Raw genomic sequence first — 20,397 nt, 5'->3', positions numbered from 1 at the left:
CTTACATCATCTACCTCCGCTTTGCACCTCACCGAGGGACCATGGTACCCACTTGGTACCCATTTTCCTCAACGAGGTGAAGCGGATCATGCCCAACTGGACCGGAACCTGGGCTGGAGGCAGAACATACCAGACGAAGGACGGCCGGAAGGCGTGGGTCATCCGGAAGATGGTGCAGGGGCACCGGTACCAGATCGCGCTCGACAGCGAGACGGAGCGCCAGGCCCTCGCGCAGTTGGCGCTCTTCGAGCGGGACCCTGCCTCGTACAAAACCCCGAGCCAACAAAGGGCGGAGGCGCGGCGTCAGGCGCAGGAGGCCGACGAGAAGGCCCGCCTTGAGGCGGAGGCTCGCCGTCGCCAGGACGAGCACGAAGCCGCGTACCTGGATGCAGCCTCCGTGGCGCGCTTCCTGGAGCACATCAAGGACCGCACGCCGAAGTACAAGAAGGACACCCGCTACTACCTCTCGGCCTGGGCCGACGCGCTCCAGGGCCGTGACCTGCGCAAGGTGGAGCCCCGCGAGGTGCTGCGGTTCCTCGCGCAGTGGAACACCGCCGAGCAGAAGCGGATCGCGGCCCTCAAGGCGTTCTGCTCGTTCCTGGTCAAGAAGGGGCTCCTGGACCCCGCCCAGGACCCCAGCCGCACGCTCACGGTGCCTGCGAGCCGCCCTGAGAAGGCCATCCGAGAGAAGGGCTACACGATGGCCACGATCGAGACGCTGTACCGCGCCCTCAACGACCAGGGCTCACGGGACGTGCTCCTCCTGCATGCCAAGCTCGGACTGCACGAGTCCGAAGTCCAGCGCATCGCGGCTGGCGAGGGCAAGCTCGTCCTGGTTCCCGGCCATCCGGTCATCAACGGCACCGTGAAGTTCGTCCACAAGTCCGGCCGCGTTCACACGCTCTCGCTCGATGCCCAAGCGCTCGCGGCGGCGCAGAGGCTTCAGACGCACGGAGCACCGACGCCAGATCAAGTCCGCCATCGCCTACGGCTCGCGAGCGAGGCCCATGGGCTGCCCCGCGTGAAGGTCGGTGAACTCCGGCACTCGTTCGTGGCCTGGAGCCTGGAGGCGGGCGAGGCGATCACGCTCTCGGGCAACGGCGTGCCCCTCGCGCTCGTTGCCTCCGTACTGGGACACACGTCCACCGTCACCACGAAGAAGTTCTACGACGTGAGCAAAGTGCCCAGCATGATCAAGCTGCCCCTGAAGCTGGAGCACCCCGAGGATCCCCAGGGCATCAAATCGGCAGCTTGAGGATGGCCGCGCCGAGGTCCCGGACCTCCGGCGCCGGAGCTGGGGCTTCCGGGGCAGCGTGAGTGGCCTTTGCTGCCCTGGGCCGCCTCGACTTGCTGCGCACCCGCGTGTTGCCCTTCCGTGGAACGCCCTCCGCGAGCAGAGCCTCGATGCTCGCCACCATGATCATCGCGGACCGTCCGACCTTCGGTGCCCGCTCCAACCGGCCCTGCGCCAGGAGATTGAAGACCTGTGACCGCTTGCATCCGAGCATTGCCGACGCGCGCTCCAGCGTCACGGACGAGGTGTTCTGCGATGCTGATGGAATGCGAAGCGCACGGACCTCGCGCTTGATCTCGGCCAGTTCTTGAAGGATGGCGCATTCCACCTGCGATGGCTCGTGGTCATCAACGGGCACGGCAGAATGAAAGACTGGAATGGGTATAGGAATGAAGTTCGACGGTGGTTCCGGCCGGGCAAGTAAGGAGCTTGTACGGATGTAGCTAAGGCTCTCGCTCATGGTTCTGTACTCGACCGGCCTCCATTGGAGGCCGTTAATTGTGCCGAAGGTGTCGAGCGAGCCGGTGGCCACCAGTCCCGTTCCTACCCAGGAATATATCGAATCTAGCTGAGCACGTGCTGCCCCTGCCCCACTCTGTCCGAGCAAAACGCAAGTTTACGTCCACGATCACAACTCAAGCTGGGCAGGTGCCGAACCAAGCAGCCAACCATGTATGCGAGCGACAGCGCAGAGCACGCTTTGGAGGAATGGTCGCCCGCAAGAACTGAGTCGTCATCCGATCCAGAGCCCAGCCACCTCACAACGGGGCCTCTACCAACGGGCTCGGCCGTTCCAGGGAGATGGAGCGTTGAAGGCGTCAGGTCTCCTCGTGGGTGTCGTCCATGTAGTAGACTTCAAGCGGAGTCCATACCCGATGGCAACGATCCAAATCGACCCTCGTAATTTTATAGCTGCACCCTATATCCCCTGCCCCAACTGCGGGACCGAGAACTTCGGAGTCCTCTCCGTTGGCCCATACCGCGTAACGCGGCGGTGTCGCCATTGCATGAAGGTGGGCTTTGAATCGCTACCGGAACTCAACAAGAAGGTCGTCTATCTAGATCAGTTCGTGATCAGCAACATGACGAAGGCGCTGAACCCCCAAGCGCCCGGCCATGAAAAGGCACGACAAAATCCAAACTGGATCGAAATGTACAAGCTCCTCGACGTTCTCGTGCGCGGCCAAGTTCTGGTTTGCCCGCACTTCGAGAATCATCGAACGGAGTCCATGTATTCCCGGTTCTATCCTGCCCTGAAGTGGCTTTACGACTACTTATCTGGCGGCGTGGAGCTGCTCGGCTCCGAACAGACCAAGCGCAACCAGCTCGCGGAAGCAGCGCGTGCTTGGGTCGAGCGACGCGAGCCAGCGTTTGACACACCTGCGAATCGCTCGCTCCACGGCTCACTCAATGCGTGGATTGACAGGCTCCGAATCACGACGAAGGGGCAGTACCCTGATGACATAGATGATCTTCGGAAGGTCCGCGAACAAGGGCATTCAAACCTGATCAAGATCTTTGAGCGCTGGCAAACCGAAAAGAACAGGCGTTTTGAGGACTGGCACGAAGAGGAGCGCCGCGAGTTCGGGAAGGCGTACATCGGCATATATCACGACTGGGTTCGGAGTTACGTGCGCGTAAGCCTCGGTCATGATCCATTCTCCTTGCAGGCGACGTGGCCGCCAGAGGCTGTCACCACCATCAACCTGCTTGCGGATTTGCTCAATCGCCACGGAGTGCCTGAGCAAGAGTCGCTCTCACGAGCGATTGAGTTCATTGGCTCCGATGCGCCCCTGGAAATTCCCTATCTTCGAATCAGCGCGGCACTATGGGCAACTATTGCAATGAAGGCTGCCCTCGGCCAAAAGACCCCACCCAATCAGGGCACCTTTGCCGATGTGAATGCGGTTGCGACCGTTTTGCCAGTCTGTGACGCGATAGTAATCGATGATAAGTGCGCCGCTCTGTTGCGCGACATCCCTAAGAAGTACCGCCCCAACTACCCAGCCCGAGTCTTTAGTACCCAGAACATTCCGAAGTTCATTGAATACCTGCGGCAGCTAAAGGACTCAATTTCAGAGAGTCACATTCAGCAACTGCGAAAGGTCTATGGCGACAATTGGGATCAGCCAAACCTTAAGCTATTCACGAACCAGTGACTCTCGCGCGGAACCTTCGGGCATAACGAAGCTCGCCCCCCGGAACAGGCGCATGAGCCGCACCACGTACGCGGCCTCCTGGCTGGGCACGAAGATGAACGCTCGTCTCGTTGGGTCGCGACGGATCCCGATCCGCATCGCGTCTTGGTACAGGTCGCTCACTACGCTCCGGGCTCGGATGGCTGCGAAATCTTCCCACGCGTTCTTGCTCTCCCACTGCCGAGGGAAATCCAGGAACCCGTGCAGTAATAGTCCAAGCCCTACATAGTACGCCTCGGCGTACCGGTACGGGTTCGTGAAGTATACGGCATCGAAGTCGTCAAAGTCGTTTCGACCACGAAGGGCGCCGAAGTGCGCAAGCACCGTGCGCTCCGGGAGGTCTCCCGCCGAGATATGGGCCTGGATGTACGGCATGAGCTTCTTCTCCACCTCCATCGGTAGCACGATGAGGAGGCCACCCCTGCCCTCCGCACCGATGCGATCGTGGTATGGAGCGATGTTCTGCACGATGGCCTCGACAATCTCCGACTCCTTCATCCTGGCGAGCTTCGTCTTCGACATGCTCTTGGTGAGCACCACGCTCGTATTCGGGAAGAAGCCGCCCGGCATCTGCTCCAGCAAGCACTGACCGCGCAGGTGGTAGCGAGGATCGAGTCCCGCCGTCGCATCGAGGACGATGACCTCACGTTCACGGCCGTGAGCATCCAGGAGAACGTCGTCCCAACCATCCGTGGGCCGGTACATCCAGAGGGTCCCCTCGCCTTCCTTCTTGAACCCGTGCTCCAGGTACACATTCATTTGCGCTTCATCGCCGCAAAAGTCGCGCATGGTTTCCAGGGCATCCGTCAGGTGCCTCACCTCCCGATCCACGTCCACATCCACCTCGGTGGCATCGGGCACCTTCAAGCGGCTAAGCCTCAATAGGGCCTCGAAGTCTGCCTTGGAGAGGAACGGCGGCCGGGTATCAGCCATCCGCTCGAAGCTTACTGCCCTGCCCTCCTTCACGAACCGGCGGCGCTTGTTGGCCAGCATCACAAGGTTCGTCCGAACTCTGGCGAGCTGCTCCAGGATGCTGGGGAGTCGGTTGAGATCGGCCTCCGACACCTTGGCGCGCTCGATCACTCCCAGGTTCTCCTTCAGGACCGTGAAGACACTTTCCACGGTGTCCAGCGGTTCCACATGCCAAAGAGTGCGCCCTTTCCGTCCTCCAATGGGCCTAACCGACAGCTTCGGGCATCGGTAAACGAACGAAGGGAGTTCATCGAACACGACCTGCTTGTAGTCGTTCGCCTCGGGCTTAAAGAGAGCCTGGGTGCTGTACGCGCGGTGCGACAGCAAAGGGATCGCGATCTCCGGCCAGAACGTCTTGGCGCCTCGTTCGGAATCGCTCGTTAGGCTGTTGGACCTACAGGCCGTCATGGAACAGGTGGAGGCACACGGAGGCATTGGTCTCGCCAAGACCTCGGCGCTGTGCCCCATGAGGCAGAGATCCGCTCGGCCTCGGAATTTCACCACGGCCGTCGGCAGGCGCAGCTCAGGCGCATCAGACGCCCAGGAGGGTACCCAGGACGGCAGGTTCCAGGTGCCATCTGGTTGTTCCTCATATTGAAGTCGCTCATCGAGCGCGCGTGGGTGTCGGCAGTTGACGTAGAAGGCACTCGGATCCAGCACCCGCTCGCGCAGATTCTCGAAGGACCAGTACCGTTTCACTTCCGCAGGCAGTAGCGCGAAGAGTTCCTGGTGGGTACGAGGAAGATTATCAGCGCTCTCAACCACCATCTCGCCATCCCCCATGTACGAGAAGCCATAGGGAAAGAGGGTGTTGATGGCGTACTCGTGCCGCAGCAGCTCGCGTACGAAGAGGCCGACGAGGGCCGTACGGTCCCCAGCCATCCAGCGGCTCCGCGCCAGATACTCGACGAGCGAGCGCGTTTTGCCATCTCCTGCACGCGCGAGGACGATCTTGACCTTTGAGGCGGTTGACGCCGCCAAGGTCCCACAGGAGGAGAGGAGGGGGCTACTCACAGGTGTATAGAGCGCATCCTTGGAGCTTGGGGACACGCTCCAAGGGGCTGTTTCTCTTCGGGAACCAGCGGGCCAGACACGATCCACCGCGCATTGAAACGTATGCTCGACGTACCAATCGGGGTCCTCGTGCTCGGTAGCCTTCCGCCCAGCATGAAGCTCATGGGCGATCACGCTCTCGGGGAGCCCTACCTCCAACAGGGCACAGGCGTACGCGAAGTCCGCCTTGCTGCGGTCCTTCGTGTTCATGGCACGAGTCGCGGAGCGAAGGTCAGTAAGGGGCTTCTCCAACACGAGGGCAACGTCCAGCATCCGTTGGTCCTCGCTCGTGAGAGGAGGGGGCTCTTCCCAGCGGGCATCACCTGGTTGTCCTCCTCGTGCTGTGGCTCGTGCGACCCCGCGCCTCCCTTGCAGCCGTGGCATGGGCGGCAAGCCCTCCAGGGCCGCCGCCACGCTCTTGAAGTTGTACCGAGATCGGCTCAGGTCCGTGAACTCCTCGATGAAGCGCACGGGCTTGGGGCGACCTCCCTTCCAGTTGATGGTTCCGGGCACGCGCATCATCGACGACAGATCGTGCCGATCCAGCCCGCCGAGCAGATGGCCGAGGCGCCACCAAACCTCTTTGGCCTTCGCCCGGTCGTCGTTCGTCCTGAGCACGTGCCGTTCGAGGAGCAGGTACACATGTAGCCCCCGCCCGCTGTGAACGATCGCGTGCGGAGCAAGACCATGTACGTCAAGCCGACACAGCACCTCGGGGATGACTTGCTCGGGAACCTGCGCGCCAGGAACGAGCCGATCGAAATCCTTGGGGTCTATATCAATCGCCAGGGCCGACAGCCCCACGCAGAACTGTGCGTCCTTCGGCTGGCCGGGCTCGAACACGCCCACCGACATGGCCACCTGGAACTTCTCGTCGTCGTTCCATTTGGTAATGAAGCTCAGAATGTGGGCGTCGAGGCGATCGAGGAACCTGAAGCCCGGGCTCGTCCAACCCGTGCGAGCCAGCCGGTACATGCGCCCTGTCCTCGACTGCGCCATCTTCTCGCGGATCTCGGGCCTGTAGATGGACTCCGCTCCCTTCTCGGTGACGGCGAAAAGGTGGAATGTATCCTTGTCATGGTACAGGGCTCGGATAAGCCGAAGCCCCTGATCGAGTTCGACGCGTGGCCCTTGCTCAGGGAATGCTCCTCTCGATGCTTGTTCGATTGCGTCCCGGAAGCGCGTGCTTGTCTCCATCCCCACCTCCGATAGATCTATATCGGATTCGGATGATGAGCCCGGCTGAGGGAGATGAACCTACAACGAGACCAGCCACACCTTCACTACGGGAGCACCGGAGGTAGGAGGAAATTACCCACACCAACCGTTTGACGCTTCTCTTCATCCCAGGAGTAGCGCCACATTGAGCGTGTCCAGTCTCTCACTGAGGCATTCTCCGCGAAAGACAAGGGATACTTCCGCGCTTCCGCGATCCTCTTTCCATCTGGTGAAATACGCGCAGTGGTTGCAATCAACCCGCCCTGGGCTCCTTCGAACGATACATCAGCCCAGAGTGCTTTAACGTACTCCAACTCGACAAGCGTGTCTCGCTTGTAGCGTTTGCACTGGATGAGCATCAAAGGAGGAAGGGTTCTGTCAGAATCCTTGGGCCAGAGACGAATATCGACTCCACCGTCTTTCGATCCTGGCCCAAGCTGTACGGCGTAATTGTTCCGATGGAAGTATTCAGCCGTCAAGCGCTCGAAATTGCGCCAATGCATCTTATCGAGCCGCTCGCCCTGCGCGACAAGGAAATCAATGAACCGCTGTTCGAAGTATCGTTCCGGGTCCTTCGGCGCCGTCTCGGTCGAAAAGAGGTCCGATAGCGGTCGGGCACCGTCCCACTCTGCAGGCATGTACTGCATGAGCAAGCTATCCCGCTCTTGGTGGTCCGCCAGTGCGAGTACAACCTCAGCAACCACCTCTAACGGCATCCCCGTGATGCTGATGACCTCCTTCACAAACTCCTCACCGATGCTCTTGTAGCGATCCGAGTCCATGAGAGAGTTGATGGCATCAAAGACGGGTGCGATATCAATGCCTCGATCCGTCAACTTTTTGAGGCGTCGAATCGACAATATCCCACCTGGTGTTGCATCCGGAAGGTTCCCTATTGCTGCGCGGAGAACCCGAACGAAGTCCTCAACGAACTCCGGTCGGATCCCGATCTGGGCGTCTTGAGGGCGATCAAACACCCCTGTCCATTGCTCCAAAGGCGTGCCTTGGACCAAGGAGCGTACATCGTGATCCGTAAGCAGGATGCCCGAGCGGCAGGCGACCGATTCAGTAATCAAATCCAACAAGGATCGAGGAGTAGTCCAGAAACGCATAGGCGCCCTCTCTGATTGGCCTTAACAGCCCGTCAAATTACTCCATGATAGCCTGTCTGCTGATTGGATGGGCAGGCAATTAGCTCCTGCGCAGGCTTGGACTTGATGAATTCTTATTGCCTGCCAAGTAGGCATGCAGCCCCTGGATCCAAGAAGCAGCGACAATCTTCCAGGTATGAGCCGGGAGAAAAACAACTTCACGACAGATACCCAGCGCGCGGCCGTGGCGCGTGGGTGGGCCTCGTCCAGGATGGATCAGGCCAGCTACGCCCAGCTCCACGGAATCAAGCCCAGGACCTTACGCCAGTGGATCCTGCGGTGGGCACCAACGGTGCCCGCCGACGTTCGCGCACTCACTATCATCGAGCAGGCCATCCGCGATCTTCAGGCACTGCGCGATGCGGTCTCAACCAACGTGGCGTGCCACCCGGCGGAGCAGCACCAAGAAACTGAACATGAGGAGCCGTTGCATCCACTGAGCACCGACCCGGCACGCCGACCGGCAGCGCTCTCGAACGCGGAGACCATCGTGGCCACCCCTCCTCCCAAGAAAAGAGCGTTCGAGTGGTAAGCGAGTGATCCTGCCGCTTCACAGTTGGTTCTGCATGCCGCCCACGGCGGAGCCTTCCGGGTGCGCCTCGTCGCACCCGGAGCACGGCATGGACGACCTATGCCCCGCGCGGAGGCCGACCGCGCCTCCCTGATTGAGTCCGCGCGGGCTCGAAGAGCGCCGTCACACGGGCGTTCAGCTGGTTGGCCAGCTTCACCAAGGACTCAATGGTCAGGTTCTCGCGCCCGGCCTCTATCCGCTGAAGGTATTTGAGGCCGATGCCCACCTGGGCGCTGAACTCCTCCTGGGTCTGCCCGAGCTCCCCCCGTAGCTCGGCCACGCGGCGGCCGACGTTCTTGATCACCGACTCGGGACTGGCGGGGCGCATCACTTCCACCGTCGAGCCGATGACCACGGACAAAAACCGCCCTATAAGGATCCATTTCCACCGGCGTGACACGGTGTCCCTGAGCCGCGAGGAGGTGCCCTTTGAGGACGACGAGCAGTGCACGACGGCTGGTGTTCCCCCTGCTCGCCCTCCTGGGTGGCCTCACTCTCCTCGGCTGCACGACCGAACAGGAGGCACGGCGCCAGAAGGCGGAGTCCCTGGAGCGCGAGATCCAGCAGGGCCTGCGCAGCAATGAGTGGGTGTCCCGAATGCGGGCGGCCCGCATGTGCGGCGAGAACAAAAGCGTGAACTGCACCGAGGCCCTGGCCCTCGTGGCAAGGAGCGAGACCACCAGCAGCGTGCGCTCCTTGGCCATTCAGGCACTTGCGCAACGGTGCCAGGAACAAGAGCGCCAGGTCCTCACAGATCTCGTACGGACGTGGAGCCCCGCCGAACCGGAGGCAACCTACTTCCTCCGCTGCATCACGGAGGCGATCAGTGCCTGTCCCAGCGCCGACGCGGCCCTGGCGCTGACGAAGTTCGACCCACCCAAGGCACCGGATGCATGGGCGAAGCTCAAGGAGCTAGGAATCCCTGAGCCATTGCCTACGGCCACGGCGGAGCGGGTCGAGTGGCTGGAGAGGATCATGGCCCTCCCAACACCGTCCACCATGGTCAACAGCCTGCTGGAGTCGGCCAGAACTGCACAGGCCCGAGCGGCGGCCGAACGTGCCGCGCAGGAAGCCGAAGCCAAGCGCCAGCAGGAGGCGCAGGCTCGGGCACTGGAACAGGCGGGCCAAGAGGCCGCTGAACTTGCCCAGCGCATGTTCGACGCAGGGAGCATGGACGAGGCATGGGCCGCCGTCACCCGTGCTGAAGGGCTCGGCGCCAACGTGACGGACCTGAAGGCCCGGGTGGCGGAGGCTCGCGTTGAGCAGGGCAAGCGCCACCTCGCCGCCGCCTGGAAGTTTGTACGCGCGAACAAGCCGGACGAGGCCGAGGACGAAAGAAGCCGAGCTGCGGCGCTGGGCGCCCAGGATGACACGCTCGCGGACGCGATCGCGGCCACGCCCACGGCTCGCCGCCGCGCCCGCGAGGAGGAACGCGAAGCCCGGCGACGCGCGGAAGCCGAGGCGCGAGAGGCCCGGCAGCGGGCGGAAGCTGAGGCGCGTGAAGCCCAGCGACGTGAGCAGGAAGCCGAAGAACTCAAGGACCCGTTGACCTACATCGCGCGTGGCTATGGGTGTCAGGAGCGAATCCTTCAGGGCACCATCATCGCCCAGGTGGAACGCGGCCTGTACGAGTTCGCGTACGCCGGTGCGCGAGTCTCCCTCACCGGGGAACAGCTCCCGAACCATGGTCTCGTCCGCACGAGAAAGACCGTCTTCTCGTCCCAGGGCGAGTTCCAGCTTTGCGTGCTGAAGAAGATGGTCACGAAGCGGATCAAGACCATGCGCGGCTTCGAGGAGACCTGGGAGGTGTACACGGAGGACGTGCGGAACGAGCCGTCGTACTACTTCGAGCCCAACCGGCAGTAGCGCGCTACCGCTGTCCCACGGGAGGACACATGGCAGAGTGGTCCATCAGGCGGTTGAGCACCGGTGAGATCGAGGTCCTGTACCTGAACCACCTGACGCGCGAGATCGTCTCCTGCGGCAAGAACCGCTGCGACACACCCGAGGCCATGATCGCGGACTGGATGATGGCGAACGCGGACGAGCGCGACCTCATCCGTCTCCTGGACCGCACGGTCCTGCTCAAACTGCCAGCAGCGAGCGCCTGATGAACGACAAGAAGGTGGACGAACCGAAGTGCGCCCACGGTCACGATCATTCTCTTCGGCGTCCTCACGCACGACCAGAAGCTCATTCGCTTCTACTTCGGAGGAATCCCTTTGGGGGACAGACCAGCAGCCAACCTCGCAAGCTGGGTGACGATCTGCTCCTCAGTGAGGGGCTTTCCATCCATGTTCAGCAACTCGGTTGTTGGCGCCCCTTCTTCCATCTTCTTCACGCGCGTGCGTGCACGCATCGACCCACGAGGCAGATGTTCCTCAATAGGAACGCGCGCCAAGAAAATGGATGAGAGCGAATCAGGCGCATTGGTGCGGTAGTAGGGCTTCTTGAACCAGAACCACGGAGCAAGATCTTCGAGTAGCGCCTCCACCCGCGCGCTCTTGAACTTCTTGATCCCCAGATAGATGGCCAAATCCTTACGTTCGACGACGATGCAGTCCAACCCGCGTCGCCACGCCTCCACGCCGAGGAAATGCCCGAAGATACAGTGCTGCCGCCGCATGAATTCTCGATGAGGGTCCGTTGCCATCGGGCCAAATTATCGCAGCACGAGTTATGACGCAGCAGTCGGACGAACAAGAACCGGCCACCGCTTGCTCAGGACCACTGGATGGCGGCGCCAGACCGGAGTCTCAAGAACCCCAGAAGACGATCAGCGAGCAACGTCAGTTGGTGCCTGTTCCCTCGTGCTCTCCGACCATTGGGACACAGCAATGGACCTCAGCCTCCTTTCAACGCCGCATCCAGGGCTCTGCGCGATTGGGAGAGTCTCGGCCATTTGAGAGCAATCCTTGCGCCGGTCAGGCGAACACAGCGTCCCCACAGCCGCGCCCCGTGGCCGCTTGTAATACCCCCTAGGTTTATGAATAGTAGACCTTTGACCGCGAGCGCCACCGGCCCTATCTCCCGCAGCCGAGGCCCCACCAGGGAGCCTGGAGGCCCGAGCCAGTGCCCGCCGCGCGTCCCTGCGCACCTGGAGGCCGCACATGACCGATGACAGCACGCCGACCGACGAAACGCAGATCGAGGACCCGACGACGGAGAACACCTCCGACCTGGAGGGCGCCCGCCCCCGACTCCGGTTCACCATCGAGACCACCACGTACGAGACCATCCGAGCGTTGGAGCGGCGGGGTAACGGCGAGGTGGTGCTTCTGGCTGAGCGTCACCTCCCCCATGGACTCGCCGGACTCGTCACCATCAAGCGCCTGCGCAATCCCGCCACCTTCGAGCGCTGCCAGCGGCTGATCGAGGAGGTCCAGCTCGCCTTCCGCCTCCACCACTCGGCCATCGCCCAGGTCCATCACTTGAAAATCCACGCCGACCGGCCGCACGTCATCGCGGAGTACGTGGACGGCCCCACGCTAGACACAATCATCAGCCTCGCCACCATGCGCGAGAAGCCGCTCTCCGCGCCCTTCGCCCTCTACATCGCCGCCGAAGTGGCCGATGCTCTCCACCACGCGCACACGCTGAGAGATTCGGAGAACCGGCCGCTGGGCGTCATCCACCGCGACGTGGCGCCCCGGAACATCCGCGTGGCCCGGAGCGGCGAGGTGAAGGTGACGGACTTTGGCGCTACCTACTCACTCATGGTGGGCCGGGAGGAGACGCCGGGTCTCCTGCTCAAGGGCGACGTGGCGTACGCCTCGCCCGAGTACCTGCACCGCAAGCCCATGGATGGCCGGTCCGATATCTTCTCCCTGGGCCTCGTCCTCATGGAGATGCTGACGTGCAAGCACCTCTTCGACGTGGAGGACGAAAAGGCCCCTAACGCCACCGTGGACGTGATGACGGAGGAGACGCCCTCGGTGCCCCTCACGCAGATGATCGCGCTCGTCAACCGCTACCGTCCCGAAGACGTGGAGAACGCGATGGCGGGCCTGCCGGACGTGCTCAAGGCCATCGTCCACAAAGCCCTCCAGCGCAAGCTCTCCGAGCGCTATGCCACGGCCGCCGAGATGCGCGATGCGCTGCGGGCGGCGCTCGCGGCGCATTCACAGCCCTTCGGCCGGAAGGAGGCGAGCGAGGAGCTGGCGCGGCTGCTGTCGGAGGCGTCCGTCCTGCGCGACCGGGTGGAGCTGGACGAAGAAGGCATCTTCCCCGAGGGCCTGGACGCCGACGAGGCGACACCCGCACCAAACGAAGAGTGAGAACAGGCGGCCGGGCATTCCTGGAAGCAAGCGGGCCCCAGGTGTGGGCCCGCGTTGTTTCAGCGCAACAATACCTGGGCCACCTTCACGAGGGCATCGAGCTGGTCCTCGTCCATCTTGCGCGCGAGGCCGGTGAGCTGGCGCAGCTTGGGCGCCCCGCCCTGCCCTCGCTCCCCCTTGCCCGATTTCGTCCCCTCCTCCGCGTCCACGATCCCCAGCAGTTCGTCCGAGGAGATGCGCAGCACCGAGCACATCCGCAGCAGCGTCTGGACGCTGGGCAGCATCTTCCCGCGCTCCAGGCGGCTGTAGACCATGTGCGCCAGGCCCAGCTTCTCGGCCACCTCCGCCTGCGTGAGCCCGAGCTGCGTCCGGGCCTCACGGGCGGCACTTCCAATACGGGTCGCCAGTTCTTCGTTCATGCGTCGGGGTACCAGGAACACCGAGAACCATGTCTGGCGCAGCCAGGGGGCCCGCGCCTCGGGGACGCCCCTTCCTGCCGCATCTTGGCGGCCGTGTCGATGCGCGATCCGCCCCCGTCACGTGGCGGTGCCGCCCCTATGTGCCAGAACCATCGGGAGCAGGGGCCTCCAGGGCTTTGCCGCACAGGATGAGGTCCACCGAGACACGAAGGACACCGCACAGGCCCACCAGCGTGGGGAGGCTGGGCAGCAACCTGCCGCGCTCCAGGCGGCTGAACACCAGCGTCGGCACGTGGATGGCCTCGGCCACCTGGGTCTGCGAGAGGCCCGCCCGATGCCGGGCGGCGCGGACATTGGTTCCGATCTGCTGGGAGAGCTTCGCGTACATGAGGAGACCTGGGAGAAAGAGGAAAATGCCGCGTGGGCGGCACTCCGAGCATACAGCTCATTGGGTTCAACCGTAGTATCCGCCCAGGGTTTATCCCTCTCCCGCCACATCTCGGGAGGAACTCGTACGAGTTCCACTGCCGGTTGAGAGCATTGCCAGGAACGCTGAACCCACCCGTCCCAACCAAGGAGAGGACACTTGAGCCCGCGTCTGCATCCGGTCGTGCCCTCGGGCACGGACATCGGAGGGTACCTGGTGGAGGAGAAGCTGGGGGCCGGGGGCTTCGGTGCCGTGTACCGAGCCCGGCGCGGAGGGCGGCTCTACGCGCTCAAGCTCATCCCGCTCTGGGGGCTGGCCGAGTGGGCGGAGCGCGAAGTGGCCATTCTCCTGCGGCTCAAGCACTCCAATCTGGTGCGCATCCGGGGCCACGGGCAGTGGCCGGACGAGGCGCCCCAATCCTTCTTCATCGTCATGGACTACGTGGAGGGGCGCAGGCTGGACGTGTGGGCCAAGGCGGAGAACCCCTCGTCCCGCGAGGTCGTGCTCAAGGTACGTGGCGTGGCGCGCGGGCTGGGCGCCGCGCACCGGGCGAAGGTGGTGCACCGAGACCTGAAGGAGAGCAACATCATCGAGCGCGCCTCAGACGGCGAGGCAGTGGTGGTGGACTTCGGCGCGGGCGGGTACGAGAGCGCCCCCAGCATCACCGGCGGAGTGCTGCCACCGGGCACGCCGGAGTACCGCGCGCCCGAGGCATGGCGCTTCCAGCAGGAACACGGGGACGAGCGTGGCCGCTCCTACCAGCCCGGCCCCTCGGATGACCTGTACTCGCTGGGCGTCGTTCTTTATTGGCTCCTTACGGGAAGGCAGCCCTTCCTCCCGGACGAGGCCACAGGGGTGGAGGCCGTGCTCAACCGCTCCCCCAAACCACCCCGCGCACTCAACCCGCGCGTCCCCGAGGCCCTGAGTGCCGTGTGCATGCGCCTGCTGGCCAAGGAGCCCAATGAGCGCCACCCGGACGCCGACGCGCTGTGCGCGGAGCTGGAGGCCCTGCTGGCCCAGGCGGACGAGTCCTGGGACGTGAAACTCTGCGACGCCTATGGCCCGGACACCGCCACCACGCTCGCGGCGGTGCCGCACGCGGGCGAAGACGATCTGGTGCAGTGGATGAAGAAGCGCAAGGCCCGGCCTCGTCGGGGGCCGCGTCCGCCAGCGAAAGATGCCGCGCACGATCCGGACTCAGACGCGGTGGCCATCCAGGCCGAGCTGCCGCCCCCAGCGCATGCACGCCCCGGCCTCACGCCTGCGCCCCCCCCAGTACAAGCCCGGCACTTCAACACCCTGCGCGTGGTGATCAGGATGGGTCTGCTGGTGGGCTTGAGCGTGGGCGTGCTGGTGCTCGCGCTCAACCTGACGCCCTCCCCTGCTCCTGCCGCACGTCACGGACTGGAGCCCCATCCCAACGTGGCCATGGACTCACAACCCGCATCTTCCGCGTTCGCGCTCGCGTCCTGGGCTCCCGTCCAGGAAGTGGCGGCACCCTGGATGCCACTGGAAGCTGACGCAGCCGCAGCCGCGCTCGATGGCGCGCCCACCCTTGCGGCCGTCGCCCTACCCGCGACGATCTCCGAGGAGAAGGCTTCCGTGAAGATGAAGAAGAACACCGGCGTGTTCCCCGAGCCCGAGCCGCAGCGCCTCCGGGGCGGCGCCGTTGGCAAGGCGCTCGGCATGAGCGTCGCGGCCTGCATGGCGATGGCCTGCCCTGGTCCCCAGGTGCGCCCCACGCCCCAGTCCGAGGCGTGCCCTCCAGGGGCCATTGAGGCCATGGAAGAGCTTGGCCTTTTCACCCGAGAGAAGCCTACAACCACCTTCGACCTGAGCCCCCAAGGCGCCAGAGACATCAAGGTCCGCGAGGGCGCGACCACGGTTCGCATGGGGGAGCATTGGGGGCGCATGCCGCCGGGAACCCTGTTCTCCGGGCAGCTCCTCGTCAGCCCGGATCGGATCTACGGACGGCTCACCGAGGCGCGTACTCCCAAGAATGAGCGCATCCCCGTCTGCGTGCAGTTCGTTGACCCCGAGGACGGCCGTATTGGACTCCAGAAGCAAGAGCCCACGAGTGATTCCGGCACTGCCATCGTCTACTCCACCCTGGACTTGAAGGCCGTGCGCCGCTTCGAATGAGGACCGACAGTGCCCGCGTCGCCCATCGCATTTCTCGTGGTGGTCTTGCTCGCGTCTGGAGCCGCGACCGCCCAACCCCATCCCATGGCCTCGGGTCTCGGGGTGCGTCACATCGAGATCCCGACCGAGAGCACCGAGGCGGCGCCGACGCCCGAGGTCCAGATAAGCCCGCGCATGTCCACCACGTTCGAGTTCGACTCCGCCCTCGATCCGGCGAAGATCGTGCTCGAAGATGAAAAGCGCTTCTCGCTCGTGGACCTCGGGCGAAGCACGCTCCGGTTAGTGCCCTCGGAGCAGATCCTGCCCGGCGAGCGCCTGCGACTGACGGTACGCTTCCAGGACGGTTCGGTTCCCCTCGGTGCGGCCTTCGTCCTCGTCGCCCACCCCGCGCGCACCGAGCGCGTCGTCGAGGTGTGGCGACAAACGCGCACGGCGGAGTCCTACCAGCAGGAGGCGAAGGAGGCCCGAGCGGAGACCCAGCAGTGCCTGGACGAGAACGCGAGGCTGCGGGCGGAGCAGCAGGGACCGGGCGGCATCGCGGGCCTCCTGGCCAACGGAGTCATTGAGGGTGAGGAGGGCGTTGATGCGAAATTCCTCCACGTCAACAAAGAGGTCCGTCAACATCCAGGCAACGCACTCTGGGCAGTGAAGGCTTGGAGCTATCGCGCCCCTACCCGTGTGGCAGTGGCAGTGGAGTTTGAGAACCCGGACGCCGCGAATCCCTGGACAGCGGAAGGCGCATCGCTGGTGAGCAGGGCGGGCGCACCCCTGAAAATTCTGACGGTCTGGCAGAAGGCCGCCATCTCTCGCTATCCGTTCGGCCGCGTCGTAGTGGATGCAGAAGCGACGCCGGATGCAGCGCAGGGACCGTTCACGCTCAAGCTGTGGGGACCGAGCGGGCTGCGCACGATCACACTCTCCGGCGTGACGTTCCCGTAGGCACGCGGCAAAGGGATGTCCCACCACGAGTGGATCTGAGTTTGCGAGATCGACCGAACAATGGTCGCCTAGATCAGGCGACCCAACCCATCAGCGGACATCGACGCTGGGGCCATTGAGCCGATTGAAGTAAACGACTGTATACCCCACCAATACGGGGCCGATTGACTCCGTACGTCCGGCCTGTTTAGTGTCCAGGCAACAACCACTAGGGTTGAAGGCAGGAGATACAGGGCGTGGCGGAAACGTTGGGACAGCGGATTCGACGAATGCGTGATGGGAAGTTTGGCTTACGTGAGATGGCCAAGATGCTTGAAATCTCGCCTGCGTACCTGTCGCGGATCGAAACCAACGAAGAGAAGAATCCACCGGCGGAAGAGTTACTTCAGAAGATCGCGGATCTGTTGGGCGACGACTTCGACAAATTGATGTCGCTTGCGGGGCGCGTATCGACCGACGTGAAGGAGTACATCACTCAGGATGAAGGGCTCCCTCAGTTCCTGCGCACCGCCCGTCAACAAGGGCTTACGTCAAGAGACCTTGGAGAAATGCTGAAGCATAAAGGGAAGAAATAAATGACGATGAAAGTGCCGTTCCTAACCGACCAAGCGATTGACAGTGCGACACACGAACTTCTCCTGAAGTTCTCAAAGCATGTCGGCGTGCAGGTGAATCCGCCCATCCCCGTGGACGACATCATTGAGAAGTATCTTCGTGTGGGGTTGGAGATTACAGACCTGAAGACGAAGCTGGGAACGAGTGACGTGCTAGGGGCAGCTTATTTCGACGAGAAGGTCATACGGGTAGACCAGCAACTCGAAGCCCAGGAAGGTCGCCTCTGTTTTACAATGGCCCATGAGGTTGGCCACTGGCAGCTCCACCGCCCGATATACGAGATGGACAAGGTAGCGCCATTGCTGTTTGGCACGAAGGACCCACGCCCGGCCTTCTTGTGCAGGTCAGGCCAGAAACCCCCGGCAGAAATACAAGCCGACAAGTTCGCAGCGCGATTACTGATGCCAAGCAATTTCGTACGGGAGGCATTCGCAGCAGTGAACGGCTCGGAACCGGTCCTGATCGCGGGCCTGCGCGCCCAGCCTAAAGACCTGTCCGTCATCAAGCCCTGGGCGGAGATCTCAAAGTCGGTCATCAAGCAGGGCCACTTCAACAACGTGAGCATTGAGGCCATGCGCTACAGGCTCCAGGATCTCAATTTGGTCCGCGACCGCGATACAGCAACGGCGCAACGCTCCTTGCTATAGGCGATTGCTCTCCACCGTAGTCCAATGCAATTAAGAGTGCGTATCTTCACCATATACACCTACACGCTTGCTGTTTAGTGTTCTCTTGACAGGCAACAGCAGAAGGTTATTTAAGAGGGGCAGCACTCACCAACCCGCTACGGCTCCTAGAAGCCGAGTTAAGGAACTCCCCAATGAGTAAGCCTCTGAAGCCTGGAATGACCGCTCCCCGTTCCGGCCAGTACGAGATCGTCGGACCGCGCGGTGGTCGCACCGGAGAGGAGCGCACCGTGGTCCGTAACGAGCCGCTGCCTCCGACGCCGCAGTCGGGGCAGGGCTACCGGATCACGGACCCGACCAAGAACGGCGCGGGCAAGGGCAAGTAGCCCTGCTGGCCCGCCCAGATGGACGGGCGGGCATGCCGCATACGGCAGGATCGATGGAGTCGCCCGTGGTTCGGCCTACAAGAGCCACCGGCTCCACCAGAAGGAGGACGGCTGCGACCTACCGGCACTACCGGCGGGCATCAAGAATACACCCAAGTCGCGATCGCAGCCGCGTACTCCTGCACTTCAACACGACTCAGTTGAGCCCTGATCCAGTGCATCTGCTGGCAAACCGTATTGTCAGCCCCGCTCGGTAGGCTGCCTGGGCCCGCCAAGCCATATTGCTCGGGGAGCAAGGAGAATGAAATGCCGGTGAACTTCAAGATGCAGATGAAGGGGTTTGACAAGCTCAAGCGCGAACTCAAGAACATGGAGCGCAGGGCGAAGCAGCTCGCGCATACCAAGGTGCAGGTTGAGGGCGCGATGACGCCGCAAAAGCGCGATGCCATCGCCAAGAACGTTGGCGAGCACCTCTTTAAGGGTAAGCCCCTGAAGGCCAAGTGGTAGGCGTACAAACCCGCATTTGAAATAGTGGGCAGGCGCTTCGCCACAAGAGGCGCTCACGATCGCTCCAATTCGTCAGGTACCCATTCAGTACCCATAGCGGGTGGACGCCACCGGACCCCAGCGGACGCGAACCGGGACCTCTCCGAGGGGGCGCGCTAACCTCCGAAGCGGCGTGATGATTTTAAGTCCGCTGCGTCTGCCAGTTCCGCCACTCGTGCGATGGAAGGAAAGATAGCAGACCCGGCAGCGCAAGCGAGGCGCCTGCGCACGCCACCGTCATCCCTGGGCCGCCAGGCGCGGCCACCCGGCAGCCGTGCTCGAACCAACCCAGAGTCGCACCTCCCACAAGGCCTCCGAGGGGTAAGGTGCGCGCCGTGCGGCAGCGGACGCTCATCATCGACAACCACGACTCGTTCACGTTCAACCTCTTCCAGCTGCTGGCGGAGGTCGGAGGGACCGAGCCCCTCGTCGTGCGCAACGACGAGCGGTCGTGGCGGGAGCTGCGCGAGCTCACGTTCGACAACATCGTCGTCTCCCCGGGCCCCGGGCGTCCCGACCACCCGGCGGACTTCGGCGTCTGCCGCGATACGCTCGTCGAAGCGGACGTCCCCATCCTCGGCGTATGCCTGGGGCATCAGGGCCTGGGCCACGTCCACGGCGCGCGAATCCAGCACGCACCGGAGGTCATGCACGGACGGCTGAGCCCCGTGCGCCACACGGGGACGGACCTCTTCCAGGGACTTCCGCAGGACTTCCAGGTGGTGCGCTACCACTCGCTCTGCCTCGCCCGGCCACTGCCCGCGGACCTGGTGGAGACCGCCTGGGCCCCCGACGGCGTCCTCATGGCCCTGCGCCACGCCTCCCTCCCCCGCTGGGGCGTCCAGTTCCATCCGGAGTCCATCGCCACCACCCACGGCCGCCAGCTCCTCGCCAACTTCGTCCGCCTGAGCCGCGAGCACCACGCCCCCCGTCCCAGTCGCCGCCCTGAAGCGCCCCAGGAGAGAACGCCTCCCCCTCCGCTTGGAACCTTCCGGGTCCATCACCGGGAGCTGCGGCTCGATGCCGACCCGGAGCAGGCCTTCGTCGCGCTCCTCGGAGGCAGGGAGCACGCCTTCTGGTTGGACAGCAGCCGCGTCGAGGCCGGCCTGTCACGCTTCTCCTTCATGGGCGACGCAGCCGGCCCACACAGCGCCGTCATCCACTACCAGGTGAACCCACGCCGACTCACCGTGCGCCGGAGTCAGGGAATAGAGGAGCACTCCACCGAGCTGTTCGAGTTCCTCCAGCAGGAGCTGACGCGCCTGCGAGTGGCCCCGTCCGGGCTGCCCTTCGACTTCCAGGGCGGCTTCGTGGGCTCCCTCGGCTACGAGCTGAAGCACGACTGCGGCGCGACCACCCCACATGCCTCACCGGATCCAGACGCCAGCCTCATCCTGGCGGACCGGCTGCTGGCCTGGGACCACCTCGAACGCACGGTCTATCTCGTCGCGCTCGCCCCCGAACACGAGGCGGCCCAGGTCCAGGCCTGGTTCGACGCCACGGAATCCAGCCTGCGCGCCCTGCCCCCTCTGGCGCCCCTCGAGCCCCGCTCCGGAGCGAGCC

The 20,397-nt window shown here is 63.5% G+C and carries 20 protein-coding genes; 13 read left to right on the top strand and 7 right to left on the bottom strand.

Going from position 1 to position 20,397, the window contains the following annotated elements; genetic code table 11:
- The first annotated feature begins 88 nt into the window (after positions 1-88).
- Complete coding sequence (locus D7V80_RS20115) at positions 89-1,255, top strand: site-specific integrase (protein ID WP_120589685.1); 1,167 nt, start codon at positions 89-91, stop codon at positions 1,253-1,255.
- Here D7V80_RS20115 and D7V80_RS41460 read toward each other — a convergent pair.
- Positions 1,239-1,826 (bottom strand): hypothetical protein, encoded by a 588-nt coding sequence (locus D7V80_RS41460; protein ID WP_147447153.1) that lies wholly within the window; start codon positions 1,824-1,826, stop codon positions 1,239-1,241. The genes D7V80_RS20115 and D7V80_RS41460 overlap by 17 nt on opposite strands.
- A gap of 475 nt (positions 1,827-2,301) precedes the next feature.
- On the opposite strand from D7V80_RS41460, the gene D7V80_RS41455 reads away from it, so the two are divergent.
- Positions 2,302-3,453 carry a hypothetical protein gene (locus tag D7V80_RS41455; RefSeq protein WP_147447152.1) on the top strand — a complete coding sequence of 384 codons (1,152 nt, stop codon included), beginning with the start codon at positions 2,302-2,304 and terminating at the stop codon, positions 3,451-3,453.
- On the opposite strand, the gene D7V80_RS20110 is transcribed toward D7V80_RS41455, so the two are convergent.
- Both D7V80_RS20110 and D7V80_RS20105 read right to left on the bottom strand, forming a co-directional pair.
- Positions 3,436-6,714, bottom strand: coding sequence for a hypothetical protein (locus tag D7V80_RS20110; RefSeq protein ID WP_120589684.1), 3,279 nt, complete (start codon positions 6,712-6,714; stop codon positions 3,436-3,438). The genes D7V80_RS41455 and D7V80_RS20110 overlap by 18 nt on opposite strands.
- Before the next feature lie 86 nt (positions 6,715-6,800).
- Positions 6,801-7,847 carry a restriction endonuclease gene (locus tag D7V80_RS20105; protein ID WP_120589683.1) on the bottom strand — a complete coding sequence of 349 codons (1,047 nt, stop codon included), beginning with the start codon at positions 7,845-7,847 and terminating at the stop codon, positions 6,801-6,803.
- Positions 7,848-7,980: 133 nt separating this feature from the next.
- On the opposite strand from D7V80_RS20105, the gene D7V80_RS20100 reads away from it, so the two are divergent.
- Positions 7,981-8,418, top strand: coding sequence for a hypothetical protein (locus D7V80_RS20100; RefSeq protein ID WP_147447151.1), 438 nt, complete (start codon positions 7,981-7,983; stop codon positions 8,416-8,418).
- 97 nt (positions 8,419-8,515) lie between these two features.
- Here D7V80_RS20100 and D7V80_RS20095 read toward each other — a convergent pair whose 3' ends face one another.
- On the bottom strand, positions 8,516-8,812 hold the full coding sequence (locus D7V80_RS20095; protein ID WP_147447150.1) for a helix-turn-helix domain-containing protein: 297 nt from the start codon (positions 8,810-8,812) through the stop codon (positions 8,516-8,518).
- 74 nt (positions 8,813-8,886) lie between these two features.
- Here D7V80_RS20095 and D7V80_RS20090 point away from each other — a divergent pair, with 74 nt between their 5' ends.
- Positions 8,887-10,323, top strand: a complete 1,437-nt coding sequence (locus D7V80_RS20090) for a hypothetical protein (protein WP_158616670.1) — start codon at positions 8,887-8,889, stop codon at positions 10,321-10,323.
- A 29-nt stretch (positions 10,324-10,352) separates the two neighbouring features.
- Entirely contained in the window at positions 10,353-10,568 is a 216-nt protein-coding gene (locus D7V80_RS20085) for a hypothetical protein (protein WP_120589679.1), read from the top strand.
- 92 nt (positions 10,569-10,660) lie between these two features.
- Here D7V80_RS20085 and D7V80_RS20080 read toward each other — a convergent pair whose 3' ends face one another.
- Positions 10,661-11,083, bottom strand: coding sequence for a hypothetical protein (locus D7V80_RS20080; protein WP_120589678.1), 423 nt, complete (start codon positions 11,081-11,083; stop codon positions 10,661-10,663).
- A gap of 484 nt (positions 11,084-11,567) precedes the next feature.
- Between D7V80_RS20080 and D7V80_RS20075 the strand changes: the two genes are divergently transcribed.
- Positions 11,568-12,734: a serine/threonine-protein kinase gene (locus D7V80_RS20075; RefSeq protein ID WP_120589677.1), complete on the top strand. Its 1,167-nt coding sequence runs from the start codon at positions 11,568-11,570 to the stop codon at positions 12,732-12,734.
- A 59-nt stretch (positions 12,735-12,793) separates the two neighbouring features.
- On the opposite strand, the gene D7V80_RS20070 is transcribed toward D7V80_RS20075, so the two are convergent.
- On the bottom strand, positions 12,794-13,153 hold the full coding sequence (locus D7V80_RS20070) for a helix-turn-helix domain-containing protein (RefSeq protein ID WP_120589676.1): 360 nt from the start codon (positions 13,151-13,153) through the stop codon (positions 12,794-12,796).
- 136 nt (positions 13,154-13,289) lie between these two features.
- Positions 13,290-13,541: a helix-turn-helix domain-containing protein gene (locus D7V80_RS20065; protein WP_233585530.1), complete on the bottom strand. Its 252-nt coding sequence runs from the start codon at positions 13,539-13,541 to the stop codon at positions 13,290-13,292.
- 198 nt (positions 13,542-13,739) lie between these two features.
- Here D7V80_RS20065 and D7V80_RS20060 point away from each other — a divergent pair, with 198 nt between their 5' ends.
- The 7 genes from D7V80_RS20060 to D7V80_RS20030 all read left to right on the top strand — a co-directional run.
- The gene (locus D7V80_RS20060) at positions 13,740-15,722 is read left to right on the top strand and encodes a serine/threonine-protein kinase (RefSeq protein WP_120589675.1); all 1,983 of its coding nucleotides are present in this window, start codon (positions 13,740-13,742) and stop codon (positions 15,720-15,722) included.
- A 9-nt stretch (positions 15,723-15,731) separates the two neighbouring features.
- Positions 15,732-16,661, top strand: a complete 930-nt coding sequence (locus tag D7V80_RS20055; protein ID WP_120589674.1) for a DUF2381 family protein — start codon at positions 15,732-15,734, stop codon at positions 16,659-16,661.
- Positions 16,662-16,897: 236 nt separating this feature from the next.
- Positions 16,898-17,236, top strand: coding sequence for a helix-turn-helix domain-containing protein (locus D7V80_RS20050; RefSeq protein ID WP_147447149.1), 339 nt, complete (start codon positions 16,898-16,900; stop codon positions 17,234-17,236).
- Positions 17,237-17,923: an ImmA/IrrE family metallo-endopeptidase gene (locus D7V80_RS20045; RefSeq protein ID WP_120589672.1), complete on the top strand. Its 687-nt coding sequence runs from the start codon at positions 17,237-17,239 to the stop codon at positions 17,921-17,923. It abuts the gene before it with no gap.
- A gap of 197 nt (positions 17,924-18,120) precedes the next feature.
- Positions 18,121-18,288 carry a hypothetical protein gene (locus D7V80_RS20040; RefSeq protein ID WP_199738764.1) on the top strand — a complete coding sequence of 56 codons (168 nt, stop codon included), beginning with the start codon at positions 18,121-18,123 and terminating at the stop codon, positions 18,286-18,288.
- A 306-nt stretch (positions 18,289-18,594) separates the two neighbouring features.
- Positions 18,595-18,795 carry a hypothetical protein gene (locus D7V80_RS20035; RefSeq protein ID WP_120589670.1) on the top strand — a complete coding sequence of 67 codons (201 nt, stop codon included), beginning with the start codon at positions 18,595-18,597 and terminating at the stop codon, positions 18,793-18,795.
- Positions 18,796-19,169: 374 nt separating this feature from the next.
- A partial coding sequence (locus tag D7V80_RS20030) for a gamma-glutamyl-gamma-aminobutyrate hydrolase family protein (RefSeq protein WP_233585528.1) occupies positions 19,170-20,397 on the top strand: 1,228 nt, incomplete at its 3' end.

Origin of the sequence: Corallococcus sp. CA054B (assembly GCF_003611625.1) — a bacterium.
In the GTDB taxonomy this organism is placed as follows: domain Bacteria; phylum Myxococcota; class Myxococcia; order Myxococcales; family Myxococcaceae; genus Corallococcus; species Corallococcus coralloides.
This window is presented reverse-complemented; position numbering and strand designations above follow the sequence as displayed.